At 72.0% G+C, this 25,541-nt stretch carries 22 protein-coding genes and 1 pseudogene; 15 read left to right on the forward strand and 8 right to left on the reverse strand.

Features of this window, described 5'->3' with window-relative positions:
- Positions 1-510: 510 nt before the first annotated feature.
- From ABZ374_RS22430 to ABZ374_RS22460, 7 genes are all read right to left on the reverse strand, one after another.
- Positions 511-1,869, reverse strand: a complete 1,359-nt coding sequence (locus ABZ374_RS22430) for a replication-associated recombination protein A (protein WP_360313711.1) — start codon at positions 1,867-1,869, stop codon at positions 511-513.
- 214 nt (positions 1,870-2,083) lie between these two features.
- Positions 2,084-2,896, reverse strand: coding sequence for a VWA domain-containing protein (locus ABZ374_RS22435; RefSeq protein ID WP_360313713.1), 813 nt, complete (start codon positions 2,894-2,896; stop codon positions 2,084-2,086).
- 106 nt (positions 2,897-3,002) lie between these two features.
- A complete protein-coding gene (locus ABZ374_RS22440) occupies positions 3,003-3,515 on the reverse strand; it encodes a hypothetical protein (RefSeq protein ID WP_360313715.1) in 513 nt (170 codons plus the stop codon).
- A complete protein-coding gene (locus tag ABZ374_RS22445; protein WP_360313717.1) occupies positions 3,512-3,982 on the reverse strand; it encodes a hypothetical protein in 471 nt (156 codons plus the stop codon). The genes ABZ374_RS22440 and ABZ374_RS22445 overlap by 4 nt, the downstream gene beginning before the upstream one ends.
- Positions 3,983-4,182: 200 nt before the next feature.
- Positions 4,183-6,033 carry an aspartate--tRNA ligase gene (gene aspS / locus ABZ374_RS22450; RefSeq protein WP_360313719.1) on the reverse strand — a complete coding sequence of 617 codons (1,851 nt, stop codon included), beginning with the start codon at positions 6,031-6,033 and terminating at the stop codon, positions 4,183-4,185.
- Positions 6,030-7,289, reverse strand: coding sequence for a histidine--tRNA ligase (hisS, locus tag ABZ374_RS22455; RefSeq protein ID WP_360313721.1), 1,260 nt, complete (start codon positions 7,287-7,289; stop codon positions 6,030-6,032). Before hisS ends, aspS begins: the two co-directional genes overlap by 4 nt.
- 14 nt (positions 7,290-7,303) lie before the next feature.
- Complete coding sequence (locus ABZ374_RS22460; protein ID WP_360313723.1) at positions 7,304-7,999, reverse strand: MBL fold metallo-hydrolase; 696 nt, start codon at positions 7,997-7,999, stop codon at positions 7,304-7,306.
- 303 nt (positions 8,000-8,302) lie between these two features.
- On the opposite strand from ABZ374_RS22460, the gene ABZ374_RS22465 reads away from it, so the two are divergent.
- From ABZ374_RS22465 to ABZ374_RS22475, 3 genes and pseudogenes are all read left to right on the forward strand, one after another.
- Positions 8,303-9,145 (forward strand): peptidylprolyl isomerase, encoded by an 843-nt coding sequence (locus ABZ374_RS22465; RefSeq protein WP_360313725.1) that lies wholly within the window; start codon positions 8,303-8,305, stop codon positions 9,143-9,145.
- Between the two features lie 105 nt (positions 9,146-9,250).
- Positions 9,251-10,387, forward strand: a pseudogene (locus tag ABZ374_RS22470) (DUF349 domain-containing protein); the annotation flags it as partial.
- 345 nt (positions 10,388-10,732) lie between these two features.
- Positions 10,733-11,338, forward strand: coding sequence for a response regulator transcription factor (locus tag ABZ374_RS22475; protein ID WP_360313727.1), 606 nt, complete (start codon positions 10,733-10,735; stop codon positions 11,336-11,338).
- A 45-nt stretch (positions 11,339-11,383) separates the two neighbouring features.
- Here ABZ374_RS22475 and ABZ374_RS22480 read toward each other — a convergent pair whose 3' ends face one another.
- Positions 11,384-12,652, reverse strand: a complete 1,269-nt coding sequence (locus ABZ374_RS22480) for a histidine kinase (protein WP_360313729.1) — start codon at positions 12,650-12,652, stop codon at positions 11,384-11,386.
- A 349-nt stretch (positions 12,653-13,001) separates the two neighbouring features.
- Between ABZ374_RS22480 and ABZ374_RS22485 the strand changes: the two genes are divergently transcribed.
- From ABZ374_RS22485 to ABZ374_RS22540, 12 genes are all read left to right on the forward strand, one after another.
- A complete protein-coding gene (locus tag ABZ374_RS22485; RefSeq protein WP_360313731.1) occupies positions 13,002-13,835 on the forward strand; it encodes a phytanoyl-CoA dioxygenase family protein in 834 nt (277 codons plus the stop codon).
- A 48-nt stretch (positions 13,836-13,883) separates the two neighbouring features.
- Positions 13,884-14,747, forward strand: coding sequence for an isocitrate lyase/phosphoenolpyruvate mutase family protein (locus tag ABZ374_RS22490; protein WP_360313733.1), 864 nt, complete (start codon positions 13,884-13,886; stop codon positions 14,745-14,747).
- Positions 14,726-15,886 carry a phosphonopyruvate decarboxylase gene (gene aepY, locus ABZ374_RS22495; RefSeq protein WP_360313735.1) on the forward strand — a complete coding sequence of 387 codons (1,161 nt, stop codon included), beginning with the start codon at positions 14,726-14,728 and terminating at the stop codon, positions 15,884-15,886. Before ABZ374_RS22490 ends, aepY begins: the two co-directional genes overlap by 22 nt.
- A gap of 13 nt (positions 15,887-15,899) precedes the next feature.
- Positions 15,900-16,481 (forward strand): TetR family transcriptional regulator, encoded by a 582-nt coding sequence (locus tag ABZ374_RS22500; protein ID WP_360313737.1) that lies wholly within the window; start codon positions 15,900-15,902, stop codon positions 16,479-16,481.
- 265 nt (positions 16,482-16,746) lie between these two features.
- Positions 16,747-17,658 carry an aminotransferase class IV gene (locus ABZ374_RS22505; protein WP_360313739.1) on the forward strand — a complete coding sequence of 304 codons (912 nt, stop codon included), beginning with the start codon at positions 16,747-16,749 and terminating at the stop codon, positions 17,656-17,658.
- Positions 17,655-18,467 (forward strand): transketolase, encoded by an 813-nt coding sequence (locus tag ABZ374_RS22510; protein ID WP_360313741.1) that lies wholly within the window; start codon positions 17,655-17,657, stop codon positions 18,465-18,467. Before ABZ374_RS22505 ends, ABZ374_RS22510 begins: the two co-directional genes overlap by 4 nt.
- Positions 18,460-19,461, forward strand: coding sequence for a transketolase C-terminal domain-containing protein (locus tag ABZ374_RS22515; protein ID WP_360313743.1), 1,002 nt, complete (start codon positions 18,460-18,462; stop codon positions 19,459-19,461). Before ABZ374_RS22510 ends, ABZ374_RS22515 begins: the two co-directional genes overlap by 8 nt.
- An 11-nt stretch (positions 19,462-19,472) precedes the next feature.
- Complete coding sequence (locus ABZ374_RS22520) at positions 19,473-20,732, forward strand: hypothetical protein (RefSeq protein WP_360313745.1); 1,260 nt, start codon at positions 19,473-19,475, stop codon at positions 20,730-20,732.
- Positions 20,729-21,553: an SDR family oxidoreductase gene (locus ABZ374_RS22525; RefSeq protein ID WP_360313747.1), complete on the forward strand. Its 825-nt coding sequence runs from the start codon at positions 20,729-20,731 to the stop codon at positions 21,551-21,553. Before ABZ374_RS22520 ends, ABZ374_RS22525 begins: the two co-directional genes overlap by 4 nt.
- A complete protein-coding gene (locus ABZ374_RS22530; RefSeq protein ID WP_360313749.1) occupies positions 21,553-22,038 on the forward strand; it encodes a 4'-phosphopantetheinyl transferase superfamily protein in 486 nt (161 codons plus the stop codon). Before ABZ374_RS22525 ends, ABZ374_RS22530 begins: the two co-directional genes overlap by 1 nt.
- On the forward strand, positions 22,032-22,328 hold the full coding sequence (locus tag ABZ374_RS22535; protein ID WP_360313751.1) for an acyl carrier protein: 297 nt from the start codon (positions 22,032-22,034) through the stop codon (positions 22,326-22,328). The genes ABZ374_RS22530 and ABZ374_RS22535 overlap by 7 nt, the downstream gene beginning before the upstream one ends.
- Entirely contained in the window at positions 22,328-25,510 is a 3,183-nt protein-coding gene (locus ABZ374_RS22540; RefSeq protein ID WP_360313753.1) for a hypothetical protein, read from the forward strand. Before ABZ374_RS22535 ends, ABZ374_RS22540 begins: the two co-directional genes overlap by 1 nt.
- Positions 25,511-25,541 lie beyond the last annotated feature (31 nt).

Here is a 25,541-nt window from a genome sequence, read left to right on the forward strand (position 1 = left end):
GCCGAGGGCTGCCGGGCACCGGTCGGCGACGGGAGCCGATCGACAGACGGCGCGGCCGGGGCAAGGGCTTCCGGACGGGGGTTGGCCCGGGCGGAAGCAGCCGACGCGCGGGACGATCGGTGACCGGCGCGGATGCGCCGAGGGCTGCCGGACACCGGTCGGCGACGGGAGCCGATCGACAGACGGCGCGGCGGCGGCAAGGGGTTCCGGGTGGGGGTTGGCCCGGGCGGTAGCAGCCGAGGTCCAGGACGATCGGCGGGCGGCGCGGCCGCGCCGAGAGTTGCCGGACACGGGTCGGCCGGCGGTGACCGAGGCGGGGACGATCGATGGGCGCAGGGCGGCAGGGGCAGGGCTGCAGCGGAGGCTTCCGGGCAGGGGCCGGCCCGGTGGCAGTCGGGGCGCGGGACGATCGGCTACCGGTGCGGATGCGCCGAGGGTTGCCGGATGTGGGTTGGCCGGCGGCGGCCGAGGGCGGGCCGCACGGCCACACTCGGGTCTGCCGGGCCGGGCCTACTCGTCCGGGGTGGCGTTGGTGAGGCGGGATCTGGTCCAGGTGGCGATGTCGGCGTAGCGGGCTTCGGTGCCGTGGCGGGTGGGTTCGTAGTAGGTGCGGCCGTGGATGGCGTCGGGGGCGTATTGCTGGGCCGCGACGCCGCCGGGGACGTCGTGGGGGTAGACGTAGCCCTGGGCGTGGCCGAGTTTGGCGGCGCCCTTGTAGTGGCCGTCGCGCAGGTGTGGCGGCACCGGACCGGCCAGGCCCTTGCGGACGTCGCCGAGCGCGGCGTCGATGGCCAGATAGGCCGCGTTCGACTTCGGTGCCAGGGCCAGGTGGATGGTCGCCTGGGAGAGCGTGATCCGCGCCTCGGGGAAACCGATCAGCGCGACCGCCTGCGCGGCGGCCACCGCGATCTGCAACGCGGTCGGATCGGCCATCCCGATGTCCTCGCTCGCCGAGATCATCAGCCGCCGGGCGATGAAGCGCGGGTCCTCCCCCGCGTCGACCATCCGCGCGAGGTAGTGCAGCGCCGCGTCCACGTCCGAGCCCCGGATCGACTTGATCAACGCGCTCGCCACGTCGTAGTGCTGGTCCCCGTCCCGGTCGTAGCGCACCGCCGCCCGGTCCACCGCGCTCTCCAGCGTGGTCAGCGTGATCGTGTCCTCGCCCTTGTCGGCCGCCGAGCCCGCGCCCGCCTCCAGCGCGGTCAGGATCCGTCGCGCGTCACCGCCCGCGATGCGCAGCAGGTGCTCCTCGGCGTCCGGGTCGAGGGTGAGCGTGCCCTTGAGTCCGCGTTCGTCGGCGAGTGCGCGGTGGACCACCTCGCGCAGGTCGTCGTCGGTCAACGACTCCAGGGTCAGCAGCAACGAGCGGGAGAGCAGCGGGCTGATGATCGAGAAGTACGGATTCTCCGTGGTCGCCGCGATCAGCGTCACCCATCGGTTCTCCACCGCGGGCAGCAGCGAGTCCTGCTGGGCCTTGGAGAAGCGGTGGATCTCGTCCAGGAACAGCACCGTGTCGCGGCCCTGCGCCCCCGCCTGCCGACGCGCCTCCTCGATCACCGCGCGCACTTCCTTGACGCCCGCCGTGATCGCGGACAACTCAACGAAACGTTGCTTCGTGACATGGCTGACCACGTAGGCGAGCGTGGTCTTGCCGGTGCCGGGCGGCCCCCACAGGATCACCGAGGACGGCGCGGTGACCCGACTGTCCGAGGACACCAACCGGCGCAGCGGCGATCCCTCACCCAGCAGATGCCGCTGGCCGACCACCTCGTCCAGGTCGCGCGGGCGCATCCGCACGGCGAGCGGCGCGAGCGAGGGGTCCTTGGCCTGCCGGGCCTCGGCGGCGGCGGTGAAAAGATCGGAATCCACCCTCCGACCCTAACCCCCACCCCCGACGCGCCCGGGCACGAGGCGCCGCCCGACGGCCCACCCCGCCGGTCCCCGCACCGCTGCCGCACCGGCCCCACCGGACACCGCACCCATGCCCGAACACCGGCCGCCCGGCCACCGAAAGCACCCCTCGCCCGGCCATCGCCCCCGCCCGCAACCGCCCCGCGGCCCACCCCACCGCCGCGCCACAACCTCAGCGAAGCACCCCCGCCGCCCGCGCGGTCTGGAGCCACTCGGGGAATTCGTTCATCAGGCTGTCGAACAGTTCGCCGTCGGGCATCCGCCTCGGGTCCGAACCGGCCTCGAAGAAGCCCGCGTTGTCGACCACGCGGTACTTGGGCGCGGGCAGGTCGTCCAGTCGGTGCAGGAACCGGAACTCGTCCCGGCCGAAGCCGATGAACTGCCAGAAGATCGGCAACTCGGCCGCCTTGCAGATGGCCTTCTCCGCGGCCTTGGCGTTGTTCGGCGCCCCGTCCGTCTGGAAGATCACGAAGGCCGGGTCGGTCGCGCCACACGAGCGGTAGTGCGCGATCACCGCTTCCATCGCGGACACGTAGTCCGTGGTGCCCATGTGCCCGAGCTTCTTGTGCAGCGCGGCGATCCGGCCACCGTAGTTGTCCAGCGAGATCTCCTCGGCCCGATACGCCTTCGTGTCGAAGAAGATCACCGGCACCGTGCCGTCGTCGTCGAAGTGCGCGGCCGCGGCCAACACCCGGTCGGCGAGCGCCTGTACGCTGCCGTTCTTGTAGAACGGCGCCATGCTGCCGGAGCGGTCGAGCACCAGGTAGACCGCGGCGCGCACACCCGCCAGCCGGTTCTTCTCCAGGCTGACCCCGGCCGCCTTGTACAGGCTGACCAACCCGGGTGCGGAGCGTTCGATCTTGTCGAGGGAGACCGCCGAGCCGGTGCCGCTGCGCACGGTGGCAGGGGGTGCGGTGGCGGGGGGCTCGGCAGCCGCCGACGAGTCCGGCTTCGACTTCTTGCGACCGAACAGCGAGAAGGGCATGGCAAGGGCTCCCAGCAGTCGAGCGAGTCGGGTGGCCGCCCCCTCACGGGGGCTTCACCGGCCTACGGTCCCAGATCGGCCACCCCCACGAACAGGGGCAGATCCCTCACGAATCGGCCATGTCGCACCCCACCCGCAGCCCCCGCACCCGGGCCGCGGTCAGCCCGCGCGGCACCACCACCACGTCGCCGACATCCCCGGCCCACATCACCTGCGGGCCGAACGCCTCGGCCAGCGCCGCCACCGCCCGCTCCGCCGCGCCCACCCCCGGGGCCCGGAAGGTCAGCCCGGACACCGGCTCGTCCGCGCCGATCCGCTTACGCTCCCCCGCGACCGCGATCGCGAACCCGCCCAGGTGGTCGCCGTCGGCCGCCCCCGGCCGCGCCGGCAACGGATCCGGCACCTCCGCGTCATCCGCCCACAGGGTGAACCAACAACGCGCGGACAGTCCTTCGCCACGCAACACCGCCAGCACGTCGCCGACTCCCGGATAGCCGGCGGCCCGCGCCTCCTCCAGCAGATCGGCCGGCACCGGCGTGCCGAACGACTCGACGAACTCCAGGCCACCCTCGCCATCGGTGAACCAGCGCAGTGGATTGACATGCACGGTGTGGCTCATGCGACCTCCCCTTTCGAGCCTTTCGAGCCTTTCGAGCCTTTCGAGAGCGTCGAATCCTTCACGCTCTTCGCACTCATCGCGCTCATCGAGTCCTGCAAACCCTCCGAGGCCCGATCTCGACCCACCCCAGCATCTCGCTCGGCTCCGACATGCGGACCGACCGCAACCCCCGCGTCCCCCTTACGCGTTCCACCCGCCCCCGCACCGTCGACGACCGGTGCGGCCGCCCCGCGCCGCCGCACCGTGAAGAACCACTCCTGCCACTCGCGCGTGCCCTCGACCGCCTGCACCCGCGCCAGCGCGTACAACCGGGTCGGTGGCGACCCGCGATAGCGCTGATTGGCCATCGTCCCGTCCGGCGCGGCCAGGAATCTCGCGATGGCGCCCTGGGTCCAGCCGCGACCCAGCACGACGGACCGCGTCACGTATTCCGCCGGCAGCCGCCGCTTCGTCAGTTCCACCGCCATGTCGGCCTCCCCGAGGTCGTGCGAACCGGCCCTGCACCGGCTCGACTTCCAAGGTAGGCAGACTCGGACGGCGCTGCTCGCACGCTGTGCAGAAGCGTTTCGGCTACTCCCCCGAGTCGACAAAGGCGCACAACGCCGAAGGGCGGCCGAGCCATCCGGCCCGACCGCCCCGCTCCCCGCACATCCGGCGGGATCACCCACTACGCCTTGTCGGCACCCTCACCCTTGGCGCCCTCGCCCGATCCTGCGGCCGGACCCGAGGCCGCGGCCGAGCCCGAACCGGAGCCCGACCCGGCCCCCGACTTGGGCTTCGCGTCGATCCCCGCCTCACGCCGCTGCTGCACCGTGATCGGCGACGGCGCCCCGGTCAACGGGTCGCCACCGGAAGCGGTCTTCGGGAAGGCGATGACATCCCTGATCGACTCGGCCCCGCCCAGCAGCGCCACCAACCGGTCCAACCCCAGCGCGATCCCGCCGTGCGGCGGTGGCCCGTACGCGAACGCGTCCAGCAGGAAGCCGAACTGCGACTGGGCCTCCTCCTCCGACATCCCGATCGCCGCGAACGCGCGCTCCTGCACGTCCCGACGGTGGATACGGATCGAACCGCCGCCGATCTCGGTCCCGTTGAGCACGATGTCGTACGCGTTCGACAACGCCTCGCCCGGGTTCTTGTCGAACCCGTCGACCCACTCCGCCGTCGGCGCGGTGAAGGGGTGGTGGATCGCGTGCCAGCCCTGGTGGTTGCCGGCCGCGTCCTCGATCGGCTCGAACATCGGGAAGTCGACGACCCAGAGGAAGTTCCACTTCGACTCGTCGATCAGCGAACCGCGGCGGGCGATCTCCAGCCGGGCCGCGCCGAGCAGTTCGAGCGAGGCCGTGCGCCGACCCGCCGCGAAGAAGATGCAGTCGCCCTTGGCCGCGCCGGTCGCCTCGACCAGTCCGGCCAGGTGCTCCGCGGACAGGTTCTTGGCCACCGGGCCGCGCAGTTCGCCGGTCTCCGCGTCGACCAGCACGTACGCCAAGCCGCGGGCGCCGCGCGCCTTGGCCCAGTCCTGCCAGCCGTCCAGCTCCTTGCGGGTCTGCGCGGCACCGCCGGGCATCACCACCGCGCCGGTGAACTCGGCCTGGAACACCCGGAACGAGGTGCCCTCGAAGTAGGCCGTCAGGTCCACCAGTTCGCAGTCGAACCGGGTGTCCGGCTTGTCCGAGCCGTAGCGCGCCATCGCCTCCGCGTAGGGCAGTCGGGGCAGCGGCAGCGCGATCTCCACGCCGTGCACCTCGCGCCACACCCGGGCGAGCAGCTTCTCGGTCAGCGCGAGGATGTCCTCGGCGTCACAGAAGGACATCTCGACGTCCAACTGGGTGAACTCGGGCTGCCGGTCGGCCCGGAAGTCCTCGTCCCGGAAGCAGCGCGCGATCTGGTAGTAGCGCTCCATGCCGGCCACCATGAGCAGCTGCTTGAACAGCTGCGGCGACTGCGGCAGGGCGTACCAGGAGCCGGGCTGGAGCCGCACCGGCACCAGGAAGTCGCGGGCGCCCTCGGGGGTGGACCGGGTCAGGTACGGCGTCTCGATGTCGAGGAAGTCGTGGTCCTCCATCACCTCGCGGATCACCCGGGTCACCTTGGACCGCAGCCGCAGGTTGCGCGCCATCGGCGCGCGGCGCAGGTCGAGGTAGCGGTGCTTGAGCCGCACCTCCTCGTTGACCGTGCCCGGCGTGTACTCCTCGATCGGGAACGGCAGCGGGGCCGCCTCCGAGAGGATCTCGAAGTCGTCCACGACGACCTCGACCGCACCGGTGGGGATCTCGGTGTTCTCGTTGCCGTCCGGGCGCACCCGCACGTCGCCGGTGATCTTCACGCAGAACTCGGAGCGCAGGTTGTGCACGGTCTCCAGGTCGCGGAAGACCACCTGTACGGTGCCCGACGCGTCCCGCAGGTCCACGAACGCCACGCCGCCGTGGTCGCGCCGCCGGGCCACCCAGCCGGCGAGCGTCACGGTGTGGCCGGCGTGCTCGGCGCGGAGCGTACCGGCGTCATGGGTGCGGATCACTGAAGCTTCTCCTTCAAGACGGTGACGACCTGGTCGAGCGGGACCGGGGTCTGGTCCCCGTTCGACAGGTCCTTGATCTGGGCGACGCCCTCGGTGAGGTCGCGATCGCCGACGACGATGGCGTAGCGGGCGCCGGATTGCGACGCGGCCTTCATGGCGCCCTTGAGCTTCTTCCCGCCGAACGCCATGTCGGCGGGGATGTCCTCGATCCGGAGCTGGGTGATCATGCCGAAGACCGCCCGCCGGGCCGCGTCGCCGATCGCGACGCCGTAGACGTCGCAGTCCGCCGGGGTCTCCACGGCCTGGCCCTCGGCTTCCATCGCGAGCATCGTGCGGCCGATGCCCAGCGCCCAGCCCACCGACGGCAGGTCGGGGCCGCCGAGATCCTCGGAGAGCCCGTCGTAGCGCCCGCCGCCGCCGATCGCCGACTGCGCGCCGAGGCCGTCGTGCACGAACTCGAACGTGGTGCGGTTGTAGTAGTCCAGGCCCCGGACCAGCCTGGGAGTGTCCTCGTAGGAGATCTCCAGCTCGTCGAGCATGCCGCGCACGAACGTGTGGTGTGCGGCGCACGCCTCGCACAGGTGGTCGGTGATCAGCGGCGCGTCCGCGATCAGCGCCTGCACCTCGGGACGCTTGTCGTCGAGCACGCGCAGCGGGTTGATCTCGATCCGGGCGTGCGTCTCCGCGTCCAGGTCGAGCGCGCGCAGGAATTCCTGGAGCTTGGCCCGGTAGACCGGCCGGCACTCGCGGCAGCCCAGCGAGTTGAGCAGCAGCCGGAAGTCGCGCAGACCGAGCTTCATGAAGCCCTCGGCGGCGAGCGCGATCATCTCGACGTCGACCAGCGGGTCGTCGCTGCCGATCGCCTCGGCACCGACCTGGGTGAACTGGCGGGTGCGACCGGCCTGCGGGCGCTCGTAGCGGTAGTACGAGCCGAAGTACCACAGCTTGACCGGCAGTCGGCCGGCGTACAGGTTGTGCTGGAGCACCGAGCGCATCACGGCCGCGGTGCCCTCGGGGCGCAGCGTGAGCGAACGGCCGCCGCGGTCCTCGAAGGTGTACATCTCCTTGGTCACGATGTCGGTGGACTCGCCGACGCCGCGCAGGAAGAGGCCGGTCTCCTCGAAGGTGGGGGTCTCGATGTACTGGAAACCCGCGTCGCGCAGCTCCAGGCCGAACTGGATCCGGATCCGGTTGAACGTCTCCGAGTACGGCGGGAGCATGTCGAAGGTGCCCTTGGGGGCGTTGAAGGTACTCACGGTATGAAAATCCGTCACATTCCTCGGTGCGGTCCCGCGGGCGGCGTCAGCTCTTGCAGATAAGGGTTGCTCGCGCGCTCGCGGCCGATCGTCGTCTGGGGGCCGTGGCCGGACAGGACGACGGTCTCGTCCGGCAGGGGCAGACACACCCGGGACAACGAGCGCAACATCTGCGCGTGATCGCCGCCGGGCAGGTCGGTGCGTCCGATGGAGCCGGCGAACAGCAGGTCACCCGAATACAGGATGGGCGGGATGTCCGCGCTTCCCTGGGTGCCGAAGGCCACCGACCCCTGTGTATGGCCGGGCGCATGATGGACCGTCAGTTCGAGGCCGGCGAGGTCGAGCACGGCGCCGTCGGTGAGCAGCCGCACGTCCTCGGGTTCGGTGAAGGTCATCCCGCCGAAGAGTTGTTGCCCCACACCCAGCGACAGGCCCTTGGCCGGGTCGGAGAGCATGTCGCGGTCGTCGGGGTGGATCCACGCGGGCACCTTGTGCTCGGCGCAGACCGGCACCACGGAGAACATGTGGTCGATGTGTCCGTGGGTCAGCACGACGGCCACCGGGCGCAGCCGGTGTTCGCGGATGATGTCCTGTACGCCGTCGAACGCGTCCTGCCCGGGGTCGACGATGACGCATTCCTCACCGGCGGCAGGGGCGACCACATAACAGTTGGTCTGGAAGGACCCTGCGGGGAACCCGGCGACGATCACGTTCGTCCTCTCGGTCTCGGGGTCTTCCGGCGGCGGGGCAAGCACGGAAGTATGCGGCGGACGTGGGAATCAGGTACGAGACTACCGGCGCGCGGGGGCGGATCGCGAACCGGTTCAGGGGGTGCGTGCCTAGACTGTGCGCGAGCTGCGGCCGGTTCCGGGCCTGTGGGATCACCGCAGGTCGGGACCGGTGCACGGATCCCGTCACGGCACCGGGAGCCCTCCCCCGGCCCTCGTCCGGCCGTCGGGCGTCCAGGTCGAGTCCATCCACATCGAGTCCGTTCGAATCCAGGAGAGCACGCGGTGGTCACCAAACAGCAGCGCCAGCGGCAGCTCGCGCGCGAGAAGTTCGAGCGCCAGCAGGAGCGACGCGGGTCCGCGCAGGCACGTCGGCGCCGGCGCAACCAGGTCATCGCCGCGGTGGCGGCGGTGGTCGTGGTGGCCGGTGCCGGTGCGTGGCTCGCGGTGGCCGCGAGTGACGACGACGACAAGAAGACGACGAACGCGGGCGCGTCGCAGCAGCCGACCGCGCCGCCCTCGGCGCCGCAGTCGCCGGCCCCGGACGGCAAGCCCAAGACGTGTGCGGCGCCGGCTCCGGGTGATCCGACGAAGGAGCAGTTCGGCGCCGAGCCCGCGATGTCGATCGACACCAAGGCGGCGTACACGATGACCCTCAAGACCACGTGTGGCGAGGTGAAGGTGGCGCTGGACGCGGCGAAGGCGCCGCACACGGTGAACTCGTTCGCGTTCTTGGCGGACAAGAAGTTCTTCGACCACACCAAGTGCCACCGGTTGACCACGGGCGGTCTCGCCGTGCTCCAGTGCGGCGACCCGACCGGAACGGGCACCGGCGGTCCCGGCTACAAGTTCGTCGACGAGAATCTGGGTACGGCGGGCGCGGACGGTTCGGCGTCCTACCCGGCCGGCACCGTCGCGATGGCGAACTCGGGACCGGGCACCAACGGAAGCCAGTTCTTCCTGGTGACCGCGGACAGCAAGCTGCCGCCGAACTACACCCCGTTCGGCAAGGTCACCGGCGGGATGGACGTGCTGACGAAGATCGCCGCCGCGGGCACCGCGGACGGTGGCAGCGACGGTGCGCCGCGCGAGAACGTGGTCCTCGACAGCGTGACCGTGGCCAAGTAGCAACCGACCGCACGCATGTTCCACGGCGACTCCCGGGGCACGGCCCGGCCCGTGCCCCGGGGTCCTGTGTAAAGTGCGCCGCATTCAGCATCGAAGGAGGCCGCTGTGAGCAGCGACCCGTGGGGCCGCGTGGACGAGCAGGGAAACGTCTTTGTCAAGACGGCGGACGGTGAGCGCTCCGTCGGTTCGTGGCAGGCGGGTTCCCCGGACGAGGCCCTGGCCTACTTCCGGCGCAAGTACGAGGGGCTCGCCGTCGAGGTGGAGTTGCTCGCGCGGCGGGTACGGACCACCGACCTGGCTCCCAAGGACGCCCATCACGCGATCGAGCGCCTGCGCGCGAGCATCGTCGACGCGAACGCGGTCGGCGATCTCGACTCGCTCGTCAAGCGTTTGGACGCGCTGGTGACCGTGGTGGATTCCAAGCGCGAGGAGCGCAAGGCCACCCGTGCCAAGGCGCAGGAGGAGGCGCAGGGCGCCAAGGAGCGCATCGTCGCCGAGGCCGAGCAACTGGGCCAGAGCACGGACTGGCGCCCGGCCGGCGAGCGGCTGCGTGCGCTGGTGGACGCGTGGAAGGCCGTACCGCGGCTGGACCGCAAGGCCGACGACGAGCTGTGGCACCGGTTCTCGCAGGCCCGGTCCAACTTCGCCAAGCGCCGCAAGGCGCATTTCGCGGAGCTGGACGGCCAGCGGGACAGTGCCAAGCGCGTCAAGGAGAAGCTGGTCGAGGCGGCCGAGGCGTTGTCGACGTCCACCGAGTGGACCGACACCGCGGCGCGCTACCGCGACCTGATGAACGACTGGAAGGCCGCCGGTCGGGCGCAGCGCGACGTCGAGGAAGAGCTGTGGCAGCGCTTCCGGGCCGCCCAGGACGTCTTCTTCGCGGCACGCAGCGAGGTGTTCGCCGAGCGCGACTCCGAGCAGCGGGAGAACCAGGCCGCGAAGGAGCTGCTGCTCGTCGAGGCCGAGACGATCGTCCCGGTGACCGACGTCAAGGCGGCGCGGGCGGCGCTGCGTTCGATCAACGATCGCTGGGAGGCCATCGGCCACGTCCCGCGCGATGCCCGGCCGAAGATGGAGGCCCGCCTGCAGAGCGTCGAGCGGGCGATCCGTGAGGCCGAGGAAGAGCTGTGGAAGCGCACCAACCCGGAGGCTCGGGCCCGGGCGCAGGCCGCGGTGGATCAGATTCAGGCGTCGATCGACAAGCTGACCCAGCAGGCGGAGAAGGCCCGGGCGGCCGGGAACGAGCGCAAGCTGCGGGAGGCCGAGGAGTCGATCGCGGCGCGCGCGGAGTGGCTGGCCGAGGCGAACAAGGCACTGGCCGAGTTCTCCGGCTGAGCGGTAGATACGCGCGCCCTGCGGCGGCGGACACGAGGTACGGGCGGACCCGGATCGGCGACATGCCGGCCCGGGTCCGCCCTTTTTGGTGCGCATCGCGGGCCGGGTGCTTTCGCGTTCGTTCGATCCGCGTGCTATTTGCTCTATTGAGCCGCCGAACTCGTCCTGCATAATCGGCATCTTGTTACGGGGGATCGCCGACGAACCCGGCATCGGGGGGATCGATGCCGGATTCGGGATGAGGGGGAGTCCTTGATCAAGGTCCTGATTGCCGAGGACATGAAGTTACTGCGCAGGGCGCTGGTGTCATTGTTGAGTTTGGAACCGGACATCGTCGTGGTCGCCGAGGTCGACTCGGGGATCGACGTGGTGCCGCGGGCCCGGGCGGTGCGTCCGGACGTGGCGGTGCTGGACATCGGCCTGCCGGGTATCGACGGGATCGAGGCGGCCATGGCGCTGCGAGCCGCGCTCCCGGAATGTCGAACGCTGATCCTGACCGGAATGAACGCGCCGGGTCATCTGCACCGCGCGGCGGCGGCGAAGGTGTCCGGATTCCTGCTCAAGAATTCCGACCCGGACCGATTCAGCGGCGCGATCCGGGAAATCGCGGCCGGTGGCCGGGTGATCGACGCATCGGTCGCCCTGGCCGCGATCGACGGCGGCCCGTCGCGGCTGACCGTGCGCGAACTCCAGGTGTTGCGCGCGGCGGCCGACGGGCATCGGGTCGCGGACATCGCGGATCAGATGTGGGTGTGTGCGGGCACCGTGCGCAATCACCTGAACTCGGTGGTGGCCAAGCTCAATGCCCGCAACCGGGTGGATGCGATTCGGATCGCCCGGGACGAGGGCTGGTTGTGACCCGTTCGGGCGGGTGACGCGTTCGGGCGGGTGACGCGTCGGAGCTCAGCCCGCGACCGGCTCGCGGGCGGCGTCGCAGGGTTCCCCGGTGGGGTCGGGGGCCGCGGCGGGCTCGGGGGGCGTGGTCGGGTCGGGGGGCGTGGTCGGACCGGGGACCGCCACCGGGTCGGGGACCGCCGTGGCGTCGCGGACCGCCGCGGGGTCGGGGCGCGTGGCCGGGTCGGAGACCGCGGCGGGGTCGGGGACCAGCGCGATCAGGCGGAACCAACCGCCGCCGTCGATGCCCACCTGTAGCCGTCCGCCGATGCCCTCGACGCGCACCGCGAGACTGGCCAGCCCGGTACCGCCCAGGCGACCGGGACCCGCCCCGCGCGATCCGGCGGCGCCGGCCCGGTCGTTGCACACCCCGAACCGGACGTAGTCGCCGTCGCGTTCCGCGGTGATCACGCACTCGGTCGCGGAGCTGTGTCGCATCATGTTGGCCAGCCCCTCGCGCAACACCGTGGCCAGCACCGTCTCGATGGTCGCGTCCAGCCCGTCGACCTCGATCCGGGTATCGGCCCGCACCCCGATCGAGGCAAGCAACGATTCGGCCGCCGCGACCTCGGCGACCAGGGACATCCCCCGGTATCGATGCACCACCTCGCGCATGTCGGTGGCGGCCTGCCGGGTGATGATCAGGATCTCCGCCAGTTCGGTGCGCGCCTGTTCGACGTCGTCCGGCAACAGTCGCGCGGCCAGCGAACTTTTCACCCCGATGGTGGCGAGGCTGTAGCCGAGCAGGTCGTGCAGGTCCCGGGCGAACCGGTGTTGCTCGCGCACGATCGCCTGCCGGGCCAGTTCCAGTCGGGACTGGTGCATCTCGGCGAGCAGTTCGGTGATCCGCATCAGCGCGTAGAGCACGAGCCCGGTCGAGGTGCTCGCCACCAGCGCGTACGGCACGTCGTCGAAGTCGTCCGCCAGCACGAAGGTGACCACGCCGGTCGCGAACATCAGCACGCCGAACGCCCACCACGCCCGCTTCTGCGGCAGATACAGCAGCAGGGAACCCGCCAGGAATCCCGGTGCGGCGGTCCAGGTCCCCGGGCAGACGAACGCGGGAATCAGCGCCAACACCGCCTGGCAACACAGGAGTCGGGTACCGGGCCGGGGCAACCGGCGCAGCCGGCCCGGCAACGAATGGGCGCACTGGATCACCGCGACCGCGGTGACCGCCGCCAGCGCCAGGGCCATGCGCCACGTGGCGACCGGAAATGTGAGCACCGACAGCACCGAAGCCGCGAGACAACTCAGCAGAACCACCACCGTGATCACGGTGGGAATGCGAAGAGCCCGGGAGTCCACGGAGTTCACCGGAACCTGAGCGGCGTGAGGCAAGAGACGGCCCTCTTCGATCGCGACTGCTGCATGGTGGTGGCGACTGCTGGAAGAAGTTCCGGGACCCGATTCCGGGCCCATCCGCCGATGCTACAACGCGGGAATCCGCCGGCGGCCCCATGCGGCGGGATACAAAAAGATGCGGAAAGAGGATGCCGATCATGTGTTTCGCATGGATCCGCCGTCCGAAACACACCCCCGCCGTGGTGGACCGACACTGGCCGCGGTCCTAAACGGCTGTGAAGCTGAGGCCAAAGCGCGAACACGACCGAACGGAGGTCCACCGGTGGGGGAATCACCCGAGCAAATACTCGGGAGTCGGCGCGAGCAGTGGAATCAAAACGGCTACATTCACATCAGAAAGGCGCTTTCCGCCGCCGACGTCGAACGCGCCCTGGCGGGCGTGGACTTCGCGGTCCGCCAACAGGAGCTGGTGCGCACGGCGCACATCAGCTACCGCAACGACCAGGATCATTCGGTCCGGGTGCGCAACGCCGCCGCGGCGAGCCCGGCGCTGTTGGATCTGGTCGACCATCCGGGCGTGCTGCCGACCCTGGTCGATCTGCTCGGCCCGGACCTGCACGTGCTGGGCAGCGAGGCGTTCGTCCGCGAGGGCGGCGCGGCGCCCCTGGAGGAGTGGCACACCGACGGCGGCGCGTCCCTGATGGGCATCGTGCTGGATCCGGCGAGCCGGGCGCTGCAACTGAAGGTGCAGTACTTCCTCACCGACGTCGGCCGCCCCGACTCGGGCAACTTCACCGTCATTCCCGGCAGTCACCGGCTGCGCCCCGAACGGCTGGACGACGACTGTCATCTGCCCGAGCCGAACAGCTACTGGCGGCGCGGCGAGATGCCGCCGAACGCGGTGCAGATCCTGGCCGAGCCCGGCGACGCGGTGGTCTTCCCGTACAACCTGTGGCACGCGGTGGCCCCGAACACCCGGGGGCTGACCCGCCGTTCGGTGATCATCCGGTACGGGCACCTGTGGTGCCGGCCGCTCGACTTCCACCGCATGCCCGCCGACGTGGTGGCCGCGATGAGCGAGCGCCAGCGGCTGATGTTCGGCGAACTCGGCGACGAGGCGCACCCCACCGACTTCTACAAACTCGTCATGCGATGAGCCGTGCTCCCTTCCCGCCCATCCTCCGGAACCGATAGGAGATCGTCAGTGCTCAGGACTGCTCTCGCAGCGCCGTTCCGGGCGGTTCTCGCCGAACACGACCTGGTGCGCGTCGCCGGCGCGCACGACGCCCTGGGTGCGGTGTTGGCCCAGGAGGCCGGCTTCCAGGCCGTGTGGTCGTCGAGCCTGGAGGTGTCGGCGGCCCGATGCCTGCCCGACGCGAGCCTGCTCGGCATGAGCGAATACCTGGAAGCCGCCGCCAACATGCAAAAGGCGCTGTCCATCCCGGTGATCGCCGATTGCGACACCGGCTACGGCAACAACCTGAACGCCGCGCACATGGTGCACGAGTACGAGGCCGCCGGCATCACCGCGGTGTGCATCGAGGACAAGCTGTTCCCGAAGATCAACAGCTTCGCCGCCGTGGACCACACGCTGCTCGACATCAGCACCTTCGCCCGCAAGATCGAGGTGGCCAAAAGCGCCCAGCAGACCCCGGACTTCTTCCTGATCGCCCGGACCGAGGCGCTGATCAGCGGACTGGGCGTCGACGAGGCGCTGAAGCGCTGTTCGGCCTACGCCGACGCGGGCGCGGACGCGGTGCTCGTGCACTCCAAGATCCGCACCAGCGAGCAGATCACCCGGTTCCTGGACGGCTGGGACGGTGCGGTGCCGGTCGTGGTGGTGCCCACCACCTACCCCGACTGGGACGCGCGGGCCGCAGCCGCGGCCGGCGTCTCGGTGGTCATCTACGCCAATCAGGGCCTGCGGGCCACGGTCAGCTCACTGCGCGACACCTACGGGGCGATCTTCCGCGAGGGCAGTTCGGTCGAGGTCGAGGACCGGATCGCGAGCGTGCAGGAGGTGTTCCGGCTGCAACGGCTGGACGCGTGGAAGGCGTTGGACTGGTGATCGGCTCGGACGACTTCTGCGCCGCACTGGCCGACTTCGGGGTGGAGCTGGTCACGGGCGTGCCGTGCTCGTACTTCTCCGCGCCGATCGCCCGGTTCACCCGCGAGGGCCGGTATGTGCCGGCCGCCAACGAGGGCGCGGCGCTGGCCATCGCCGCCGGAGCCGCGGTGGCCGGCACCCGGGTCGCGGTGGTCGCGCAGAACTCCGGTCTGGGCAACCTGATCAATCCGCTGACCTCGCTGCTGATGACCTACGACGTCCCGGCCCTGGTGTTCACCAGCCTGCGCGGCTGGCCCGATCCGGGCGGCGACGAACCGCAACACGCGGTGATGGGTGCCGCCACGCACGAGCTGCTGGACGCGATCGGGGTCGCGCACTGGACCCTGCGACGCGGCACCGACGCGGCGGGCCTGCGCGCTCTGTTGGCCGAGACCGGCAAGGAACTGGCGGCCGGGCACTGTGTGTTCGTCCTGGTCGAGAAGGGTGCGGTGGAGGTCCCCGAGGGTCCGGCCGCCGACCCCACCGCCGGTCGGGGGACGCTCACCCGGGCCGAGGCGCTGTGCACGATCACCGCGCGGGCCGAGGGGATCGCGGTGGTCGCCACCACCGGGTACACCTCGCGCGAGTTGTTCGCCGGCGGCGACGCGCCCACCAACTTCTACATGCAGGGCTCGATGGGTCACGCGTCGGCGTTCGCACTGGGTCTGGCGCTGCGTCCGCCGGGCACCGAGGTGGTGCTCCTGGACGGCGACGGCGCGGCGCTGATGCACCTGGGCACGATGTCCACGATCGGCGCGACCGCCCCGCCGGGGTTGATCCACGTGGTGCTCGACAACGGCGCGTACGAATCGACGGGCGCCCAGGCCACCACGTCGGGCAGCACCGACTTCGCGGCGATCGCGCGCGCGACCGGCTACGCGTCGGCGGTGGTGTGCTCCGACGCGGTCCGGCTCGACGCCGCGATGGGCGCGGCGCGGGCCGCTCCGGGGCCACATCTGCTGGTGGTGCCGATCGCTTCGATGACGGGGCCGGCCCCCCGCCGGGCGACCGCGTCGATCGGCGCGCGGGACATCCACCACCGGCTCACCACCGCGTTGGGCGCCGGGCCGCCGTGGGCGGATCACGCCGATCGGCGGTGATACCTTGAGGCCCATGGGTCGCCCGCGCATCATCGACCGCTCCGCCATTCTTCGGGTGAGTCTCGAACTGGCCGACGAGCAGGGGCTGCAGGCCGTGACCCTTCAGGCGGTGGCCCGTCGGCTCGGCGTGACGGCGATGTCGCTCTACGGGCACATCGCGAACAAGGCGGCCCTGCTCGACGGCATCGTCGAGGAGTTGCTCTCCGAGTTTCCGCTGCCGGACGCGGAGTTGCCGTGGGACGAGCGGCTGGCCCGGATCGGGCGGGCGGCTCGGGATTCGGCTCGGCGCCACCCCGACGTGTTCCCGCTGCTGCTGACCCGGTCGGCGGCGACCCCGGGCGCGCATCGGGTCCGGCAGGCGGTGTTCGCCGCGTTGCTGGATGCCGGCCTGTCGATCACCGAGGTCAATCGGGCCGAGCGGCTGCTCAGCACGATGGTGGTCGGGTTCGCCACGAGTGAGGTCAGCGGTCGGTTCGGCCAGTCGGCGGCGGACATCGAGGCGGACTACGCCTACCTGGAGGAGACCCTCCGCAAGCTGATCACCTCGACCTCCGCGCCCGGCGTGGTACCCGAGGCCGGGGACACCACCGGCTGATTTCGAGCCGGCCGGACCGGACGAGCTTTCGTTTTCTGCACGGCGCCTGTTCGGCCCCTTCCGCTTGCTCGGCCCGTTCCGCCTGTTCCGCTCGTTCCGCTCGTTCCGCCTGCTCGCATGCAGATTTCCGCACGGCTCGAATATCGACCGGATATCTGACGGATATTCCGACCGGCGCGGACACAGCGTTGACACACCTATGCACACAGCTATTCTATACGTCATATAGCTATCCTTTGCATAAGGATATTGGGGGTGCTGGATTGTGCATCAGGAATGTTGGCGCGACGGCCGCCTGACCGCACTCGACGAGGTGCGGTTGTCGATCGACTCCGCCGCCATGCGTTATGCCCAGGTGGTATTCGACGGATGCGCCGCGGTGGCCGATGCCACCGGAACCCAATTGCGCATTCTCGATCTGGGCGCACATCTCTCCCGTTTTCGCCGTTCCTGCGAGGGTCTGGGATTCGCGCTCTCCTGGTCGGCGGACGAATTGGCCGACGCGGTGGTCGAGGTGACCCGCCGACACTCCGGGCGCGGCGCGGTGGGCATCCGGCTGTTCGCCTATGCCGAGGGGGAAGGCTTCCTCGACGAACGACCGCCCGGGGTCTGCGTCTTCCTGCGCCCCCTCGACGGCTACGCGCCGGACCGGCCGCTCACCCTGGCCACCGTGGACGAACCCCGACCGGCGCACACCGATCTGCCGCGCTGGGTCAAGGCCACGGCGCACTACGCCGGCGCCCGGCGCGGGCTGCTGCGGGCCCGCCGGGACGGCCGGGACGACGTGCTCTTTCGCAACGAGGCGGGCCGGATCACCGAGACCTCGCGGGCCAGCCTGCTCGTCCTGGCCGGCGACCGGCTGATCTCGCCGCCCGTCGAGGAGGGCGTACTCCCGGGCATCACACGGGAGTTGCTCGGCATCGTGGCCAAGGGCGCGCTGGGCCTGACCCCCGAGCACCGCCCGCTGGAGCCGGCCGAGGTGACCGGCGCGGACGGCGTGGTGTTGTGCAGTTCCTCGCTGGGCGCCGCCGTGGTCGGCGCGATCGACGAGCACCTGCTGCCACACGAGGCGGCGACCGCACTGGTCACCGCCTTCGACCGGGCCGCCCGAGGACAGAGCCCGCACCTGGACGACGTGGTCACCGCGGTACGCCTGACGAATCCGGCACCACGATGAGCGGCCACCCCGAACTGGACGCCACGGCGGCCCGGTTGCGCCTGGACACGATGCGGATGATCGCGGCGGCGGGTGCCGGTCACCCCGGCAGTTCGCTGTCCGCGATCGAGATCCTGACCGTGCTCCACTACCACACCATGCGCCACCGTCCGGCCGATCCCACCTGGGCCGAGCGGGACCGGTTCGTGCTCTCCAAGGGACACGCGGCGCCCGCGCTCTACGCGGTGCTGATCGACCTGGGTGTACTCCCCCGCGAGCTGGCCGGCTCGCTGCGCGCGCTCGGCTCGCCGCTCCAGGGCCACCCCGACCCGCGCACCCGCGGCATCGAGGTCGGCTCCGGCTCGCTGGGCCAGGCGTTCTCGGTCGCCGTGGGCATGGCCCTGGGGCTGGGCCGACGCGGGCTCGGCGCCCGGGTGTTCGCGCTGCTCGGCGACGGCGAGTGCCAGGAGGGCCAGGTGTGGGAGGCGGCGATGTGCGCGGCCCAACTGGGTCTGGCCGACCTGACCGTGATCGTGGACGCCAACGGCATCCAACACGACGGCCGCACCGCGGACATCATGGGCGCCGCCCCCCTCGCCGCCAAGTGGCGCGCGTTCGGCTGGGAGGTGGTCGAGGCGGACGGCCACGACTGCGCCGAGCTGATCGCCGCACTCGCCCCGAGCGCCGGCCCCCACCCGCGCCCCCGCGCGGTGATCGCGCACACCGTCAAGGGACGCGGGGTCTCGTTCATGGAGGACGACCCGAACTGGCACTCGGTCGCCGACCCGGGCCGATTGGCCGAGGCAGTGGAGGAACTGAGCCATGCGTGACGCGTTCGGCGCCGCCCTGTTGCGGGCCTGCGAAGCCGACGAGCGGCTGTTCGTCCTGGACGGGGACTGCTCCCATTCGACCCGCAGCGGCCGGGTCGCCGACCGACTGCCCGGTTCGTTCCTGAACACCGGCATCGCCGAGCAGAACATGATGGGCATGGCCGCGGGCCTCGCCCTCGCCGGTTTACGCCCGGTGGTCTCCGGGTTCGCCTCGATCCTGGTCGGGCGCGCGGCCGAACAGATCCTGCTCTCGATCGGCTGGCCGGGACTGCCGGTGACCATCGCCGGCCACTACGCGGGCATGTCCGGCTCGCTGGAGGGCGCCCCGCACCACGCGATCACCGACCTGGCCTTCATGCGCTCGGTGCCCGGGATGAACGTCTGGGTGCCCGCCGACGACGCGGACGCCGAGCGGCTGGGCGGCGAGGTGTTGGCCGGCACCGGCGTGTCCGGCGCGCCGCCGCTGCCCGGCCCGAACTATCTCCGGCTGTGCCGCAATCCGGTGCCGCCGGTGGCCGGTGGCCCACGCGGACCGGGCGACCTTCGGGTATGGGATCGCCCGGCGCCCGAGGTGGCGTTCGTGGCCTGCGGGGTGGCCGTACCCGAATGTGTGGCCGCCGCCGAGCTGCTGGGCCGGCACGGGGTTTCCGCACGCGTGCTCGGGGCGTTGCGGATCAAGCCGTTCCCCGACGCCGAGGTCTACGACCTGGTCCGCTCGTGCTCGCTCGTGGTGACCGTCGAGGAGCACACCACGATCGGCGGCCTGGGCGGCGCGGTGGCCGAACTGATCGCGGCGCGCGGCGGCCCCCGGGTGCTGCGCCTGGGCATCGCGGACACGTTCACCGAGACCGGGCCCTATCGGCAACTGCTGGACAGATACGGGATCGAGGCCGAGGCGATCGCCGCGGCGACCCGGGCCGCCCGGCTCGACCCGGACGCGGGCGGGGCGCCGAGCGGGCACACCGAACTGCTGACGGTGACCAACACATGGTGAAGGAGCGCACTGTGCGGCTGATACGCGAGGTCGGGGCCCGAGCGGTCTTCGACTCCAACGGCATTCCCGCGATCGAGGTGGAGATCGTCGCCGACGGCGGCATCCGGGTCGCCGAGTCGGCTCCCCGCGGTTCGACCACCGGCGAGTTCGAGGCGTACGTCCTGGAGGACGCGACGGCGCTGCCCACGCTCGCGGCGGTGGCCCCGGCACTGACCTCGGTCCTGGACCTGGTGCGGCCCGCGCTGATCGGCCGCGACGTGTGCGACCAGCGGGCGGTGGACACCGCGCTGCGCGAGGTGGACGGCGGCGCGTACTTCCGTCGGATCGGCGGCAACGTCGCGGTGGCCACCTCGATGGCGGTAGCGCAGGCGGGTGCGCTGGCCTCCGGACAGGCGCTGTACCGGCACCTCGCCGAGTCGGGATCGGGGCCGGGGCCGGTTCGACTTCCGGTGCCGATGTTCAACATCGCGGACGGCGCGGTCGGCTCGAACACGGTCTACACCGAGTTCCTGCTGCTGCCCACCGCCGCCGAGCCCGCGGTCGCGCTCGACCAGGGCGTGCGGGTCCGCGCGGCCCTGGCCGCCCGGCTGACCGGCAAGGGCCATCGCTGCTCGGACAGCACCCAGGGCGGCTGGTCGGTGGACCTGGGCGGCTGCGAGGCGACCATGGAGCTGATCGTCGCCGCCGCGGAGGACTGCGGTCTGGTCGGCGGGCAGGACTTCCACCTGGGCCTGGACCTGTCCGGCGCGGAGTTCGCCACTCCGGCGGGCTACGCCTTCCCGTGGCTGGAAGAGCCGTTGTCCGCGGCGGACTTGACCCGGCGCTACCTCGACTGGGTGGACCGCTACCCGTTGACCTTCCTGGAGGACGCCTTCGAACCGGCCGACGAGGCCGCCTGGCACGCACTGCGCGCCCGCCTGGTCGGTCGCGCCGCGGTGGTCGGCGACGACCTGTTCGCCTCCGACGCCGAGCGCATCGATCGCGGTGTGCGGGCCGGCCTCGCCGACGGCGCGCTGATCAAGCCCAATCAGGTCGGCACCGTCACCCAGGCCCTGGACGCACTGGACGCCGGGGCCCGGCACGGCATCACCACCGTCGTCTCCCAGCGCAGCGGCGAGACCGCGAGCGCGTTCATCACCCACCTCGCGGTCGCCGGCGGGGCGACCTGGCTCAAGGCGGGTGGCCCGGCGCGGATGGACCGGATCGCCAAGTTCAACGAACTGATGCGCATCGCCGAGGAGTTCACTCCCGCCGACGGGTCGCACGGGTGAACGCCCCGGCCCCCGCGCCGGCCACCACCCGGCCGCCGCACGCACCGTGGCGAACCGCCCTGATCACCGGCGCCACCGCCGGCATCGGTCTCGCCTTCGCCGACCTGCTCGCCCGGGACGGGGTGCGCCTGGTGCTGGTCGCCCGCGACGGCGACCGGCTGGCCGAGGTCGCCGAGCGGCTGTGCGCGGAGCACGCCGTGGCGGTCGACACGATCGCCGCGGACCTGCGCACCGACGCCGGCCTGACCCTGGTCGAGGCCCGCCTGCGGGCCACCGACACCCCGATCGACCTGCTGGTGAACAACGCCGGGACGGGCACCAGGGGCGCCTTCCACACGCTGCCGGTGCAGGCCGAGTTGGACGTGGTCGCGCTCAGCGCGGTCGCGGTGCTGCGGCTGTGCCGCGCGGCGCTGGCGCCGATGGTCGAGCGCGGCTCGGGCTGGATCGTCAACGTCTCCTCGCTGGCCGGATTCCAGCCAGATCCGCTGACCGCGACCTACGGGGCGGCGAAGGCGTTCAGCCTGAGTCTGAGCGAGGCGCTGTACGACGAGGTACGCGGCTCCGGCGTGCGGGTGAGCGCGCTGTGCCCCAGTTTCACCGCGACCGAGTTCCACCGGCGGGCGGGCATCGACGTCAGCCGGGTGCCCCCGCGTGCCTGGCTGCCCGCCGAGCGGGTGGCACAGGCCGGGCTGCGGGCGGTCCGGCGCGGTCGACCGGTGTGCGTGCCCGGCGCCCCCTACCGGGTGCTCGCGGCGCTGTCCACCATCGCCCCGCGCCCACTGGCCCGCTTCGGCTCCCGGCTGTTCGCCGGGGCGCGCTGATGTCCGGCGCCCGCACCGCCACCCGGATCGGCATCGACGCGGTCCGGGTGGCCCGCCTGGCCCGGACCGGCCGCGCGGACGAACGGGTGGCGCGGGCCGTGCTGGGCCCGGGCGAACTGCGCTGGGCACTGGCCCGACCGACCTCGCCGGTACGGCTCGCGGCGGGCATCGCCCTCAAGGAGGCGGCGATCAAGTGCGCGGGCGGACGCCGTCCCGGCTTCGCCTGGCACGACATCCGGATCGACCCGGTCCGGCCCGGCCGTTGCCCCTGCGGCGAGCGGGCCGAGGCGCTGATCCGGGGCCTGTACGTCGACCGCGCCCACCCCGCGTCGGTACGCGCGCCGGGCGTGTCCGCGTGTTGCCCGGCCGGGCGCGGCGCAGCCGCGGCGTGGGGCTGCGGCGACGGACTCGTGGTCGCGGTGGTGATCGGCCGTGATCCGGCACGACCGGAGGACATCGACATCGAAGGGAGCGCGGCGTGTTGACAGCGGCGCAGGCACGGATCCTGGAGCGGGTACGGGAGCGGCAACTCCGGTGCCACGAGATCAAGGAGGTGATCGTCGAACGACTCGACCTCGACCTCGACCCGGACTGGCTCACCGACGACCAGGCGATTCTGGGCCGCGGCCTGGAACTCGACAGCATCCACGTGATCGAGGTCGTGGTCGGCATCGAGTGGCAGTTCAAGGTGAACATCACCGACGACGAGCTCGACCGGTTCGGCTCGGTGAACATGCTGGCCGACTTCATCGAGTCCCGGCGCGAGGACGCCTGATGCCCGGCCCCGGCGAACGTGTCGCCGAGGTCGTGGTCGCCCTCGTCGCCTCGGTGGACGCGGCGGCCATGGCCGCCTGGATCAACGCCTTCCACTGGAACCCCGGGCCGCTGGGCGGCGCGCCGCTGTCGGCCGACGACTACACCGGCTTCGCCGCCGAACGCGGCGCCGTGGAAACCTTCGTGGCGCTGGCCGAGGACCGCGTGGTGGGCTCCCTGGCGCTGTATCCGGTCTCCGCGCTCAAGGCCGGCCAGGGGGCGGTGGTGTGGATGGACACCTTCGCGATCGACCCGAAGTTCCGCCTCGGCGCGGTGCCCATCCGGCTGTTCGTCGAGGCGTTCGCCTACTGCGTGGCGCACGGCTACGACCGGGTCGACTGCAACGCCTCGCCGGCGAACCCGTCGATGGTCGCGATCGTGCGGCCGGGCGGCTTCCGGCAGGCCTCGACCGACCCGTGCGGCGACGACCGGCTGGAATTCCGTTCGCATCTGCCGTACCTCTACCGCTTCATCATCGAGGCCCTGGGCCTGGGCGAGCGCCAGGCGGAACTCGCGCGCGCCTGGACCGACTTCGGCTCCAGCCCGTGGGTGCCGGGCCGGGCCCCGCGGAACGCGGCGGACGACGTCGGCGACTACCACGGCGCGCCCACCTTCCGATACTCGATGATCGGTTCGGGCGCGGAGAGCGCCTTCGTCGTCGACCTGGCACACGACCGGGTCTGCGCACTCGACTGGGACGGCCTGCACCTCGACTTCCACCCGACGTCCCCCGCACGCCGGGTCCCGGTCGACGCCCCCGCCGAGTTCGGATACCGGGTCGCCAACCTCGGCACCCGGGTGATCGCCGGCACCCTGGAGGTGCGCCACGGCGGTGCCGGCGAACCGGCGCGGGTCCGCGAGTTCACCCTGATCCCCGGCGAGACCATCGAGGGCGTGGCCGCGTTCACCCCCCGGCGGGCCGGCGAGCACGAGGCCGAACTCACCGTCGTGACCGACGTCTCGCACGCCGGCGGCCGGCAGCCGGCTCGACTGACCCTGCACAGTTGGCTGCACGCGGTCGCCGCACGACCCGCCCCGACCGATGTTCCCCGACCGTCGCGCCGGAACCTGCCGCAACTGCACGAGCGGGACGGGCACTGGTCGTTGAGCAACCGCTGGCTGCGGCTCGCCGTCGATCGGGCCACCGGGACCTGCGAGATCGAACCGGCGTGCGGACCCGGGCCCGCGATTCGCGAACTGTGGCCGGACCTGGGCCCGCCCTTTCCGCCCGCGCTCAAGACCCCGCCACGCCGCGACCTGCGTTGCGTACGGGCGACCGTGCACGAGGGCCGCGCCGAACTCACCCTGGAGGCACCGGCGAACGTCTGGTGGCAGCGCCACGGCGCGGCCTACGGCGCCGGCCGTCCCGACCTGGGGCTGGCCCGTGCGCGGGTGCGCCGAACGCTGTTGCTGGGCGGTGACCAGGTGCTCGAAGTACGCACCGAACTCGTCGGCGCCGAACCCGAATTGTCCCGGGCCGTCGCGGCCGGCGAGGCGCTGCTGCGGATCCATCCGTGGGCGCGCGGTCGGGCGTTGACGATGAGCGTCCCGCTGACCGAGGGGTTGTTGCGCGCGCCGCTGGTGTACGAACGATTCCCCTTCGGCATGCACTCGTTGGAGATGGCCGGCTCGGCCGACCTGCCGCGCGACCCGCAACGCTTGGCGGAGCGCTGGACCGCGTTCACCGACGACGGCGGGCACAGCGTGGGGCTGCTCTGGGATCGGGCCGCGCAACTGCGGTTCGGGTTGCAGTGGATGCCCTCACTGTTGCTCGCCGCCGAGCCGGGGCACGCGGGCGAGGACGGCGTGCTCGCCTTCCCCGGCTACGCCTTCTTCTGCGGTCCGGGCGACGAACGCACGGTGCGTGCGGCGTGGTCGGCGGTGAGCGAGCCCGGGACGGCCGCGCCGGTGATCGCTCGGCCGCCGCTCTCGGCGCCCGTGCCGGTACGGATCGCGCTGGATCCGACGGCGCGGGCCGAGCCTGCCGAGCCGTCCGGGCCGGCCTCGACCGACGCGGCGGCCGGTCACGAGCCGGGTGCCGTGCAGGTGCGCGGTCGGCTCACCGTGTTGTCCGTCCGGCCCCGACACGGCCGACTGACCGCGGCGGTCGGCGACGGACCGGTGCACACCCTGTTCGAGGGCACCGCGGCCGGCGCGGCCGACCACTCCTTCGCCGGGCGGGTCGAGGTGCCGGCCGGCGTACAAGGGCCGGTCCGCGTGCACCTGGCCTGGACCGAGGAACTCGCCCGGCAGGGCGCGACGTGCGACGTGCTGCCGGTGCCGGCCGCGGCCGGGCCGGTGTCGGCGGCGGACGCGGGCAACGTGTGGGTCCTGGACAACGGCGAGTTGACCGCCCGGATCGCCCCCGACTTCGGCGCCGGCGTGGTCGGCCTGCGCCGGCGCGGCGGCAGCGAACTGTTGCGCTCCACCTACCCGCGCACCCGGCCGATGGGCATCGTGGCCGGCGCCCGGGGCGGGATCAACGTGTCCACCGTCGCCCATCGCGCCGACCCCGGCATCAGCGTCGCGCGCGAGGAGTTCGCCTGGACGCCGGTGCGCACCGCGCCGACCGGCCTGAGCGCGGCGGGCCTGGACTGGTCCGGCGTCCGGCTCACCGGTGAGCTCGACCTGGCCGGGTCGACCGTCGGCCTGGACGTCGACTACCTGATGGCGGCGGGCACGCCGCTGCTGATGGTGCTCACCCATCTGCACGACGACGCGGGCGTGCTCGGCCACCCGCCGGACGTGTGTGTCGCGGTGCACGCCGCGCAGCGCGAGCCGTGGTCCTTCCGCGGCCTGCGCGAGGGCATGGAATTCGAGTATCACCCCGCACCGCACGGCTCCAACCGGCCGATCGCCGGATCCCCCGGCATCGGCGCGCTGGTCGCCGCCGAGCCCGCCGATCCGGCCGATCCGGCCGGGCCCGGCCTGCTCCTCGCCGCCCCGCCGGGTGCCGAGGTGCTCGGCTTCCGGGACGGCGACGACTGGTCGATCCGGGCGCTGTCCCGGCCCGGCGCGCCGGCGGCGGGCGACGCGGTCACCGCGACCTGCCTCGCCGTGCTCGACGGGCCGCACCCGATCGACGCCGGCGTGCTCGGTCGGCTCGCCGAGGCGGTCCGGGCCGCCGCCGCCAAGGCCGGGTGAGCCCGCCGCACGCGTACCGCGCCCCGGCGGG

Origin of the sequence: Embleya sp. NPDC005971 (genome assembly GCF_040629175.1) — a bacterium.
Lineage (GTDB): Bacteria > Actinomycetota > Actinomycetes > Streptomycetales > Streptomycetaceae > Embleya.

Coding starts and splice junctions, on each gene's coding strand:
- ABZ374_RS22530 (WP_360313749.1), top strand. CDS start 21,553: ATGTCCGGCGCCCGCACCGCCACCCGGATCGGCATCGACGCGGTCCGG.
- ABZ374_RS22435 (WP_360313713.1), bottom strand. CDS start 2,896: ATGCCCTTCTCGCTGTTCGGTCGCAAGAAGTCGAAGCCGGACTCGTCG.
- ABZ374_RS22540 (WP_360313753.1), top strand. CDS start 22,328: ATGCCCGGCCCCGGCGAACGTGTCGCCGAGGTCGTGGTCGCCCTCGTC.
- ABZ374_RS22440 (WP_360313715.1), bottom strand. CDS start 3,515: ATGAGCCACACCGTGCATGTCAATCCACTGCGCTGGTTCACCGATGGC.
- ABZ374_RS22515 (WP_360313743.1), top strand. CDS start 18,460: ATGCGTGACGCGTTCGGCGCCGCCCTGTTGCGGGCCTGCGAAGCCGAC.
- ABZ374_RS22510 (WP_360313741.1), top strand. CDS start 17,655: ATGAGCGGCCACCCCGAACTGGACGCCACGGCGGCCCGGTTGCGCCTG.
- ABZ374_RS22500 (WP_360313737.1), top strand. CDS start 15,900: ATGGGTCGCCCGCGCATCATCGACCGCTCCGCCATTCTTCGGGTGAGT.
- ABZ374_RS22445 (WP_360313717.1), bottom strand. CDS start 3,982: ATGGCGGTGGAACTGACGAAGCGGCGGCTGCCGGCGGAATACGTGACG.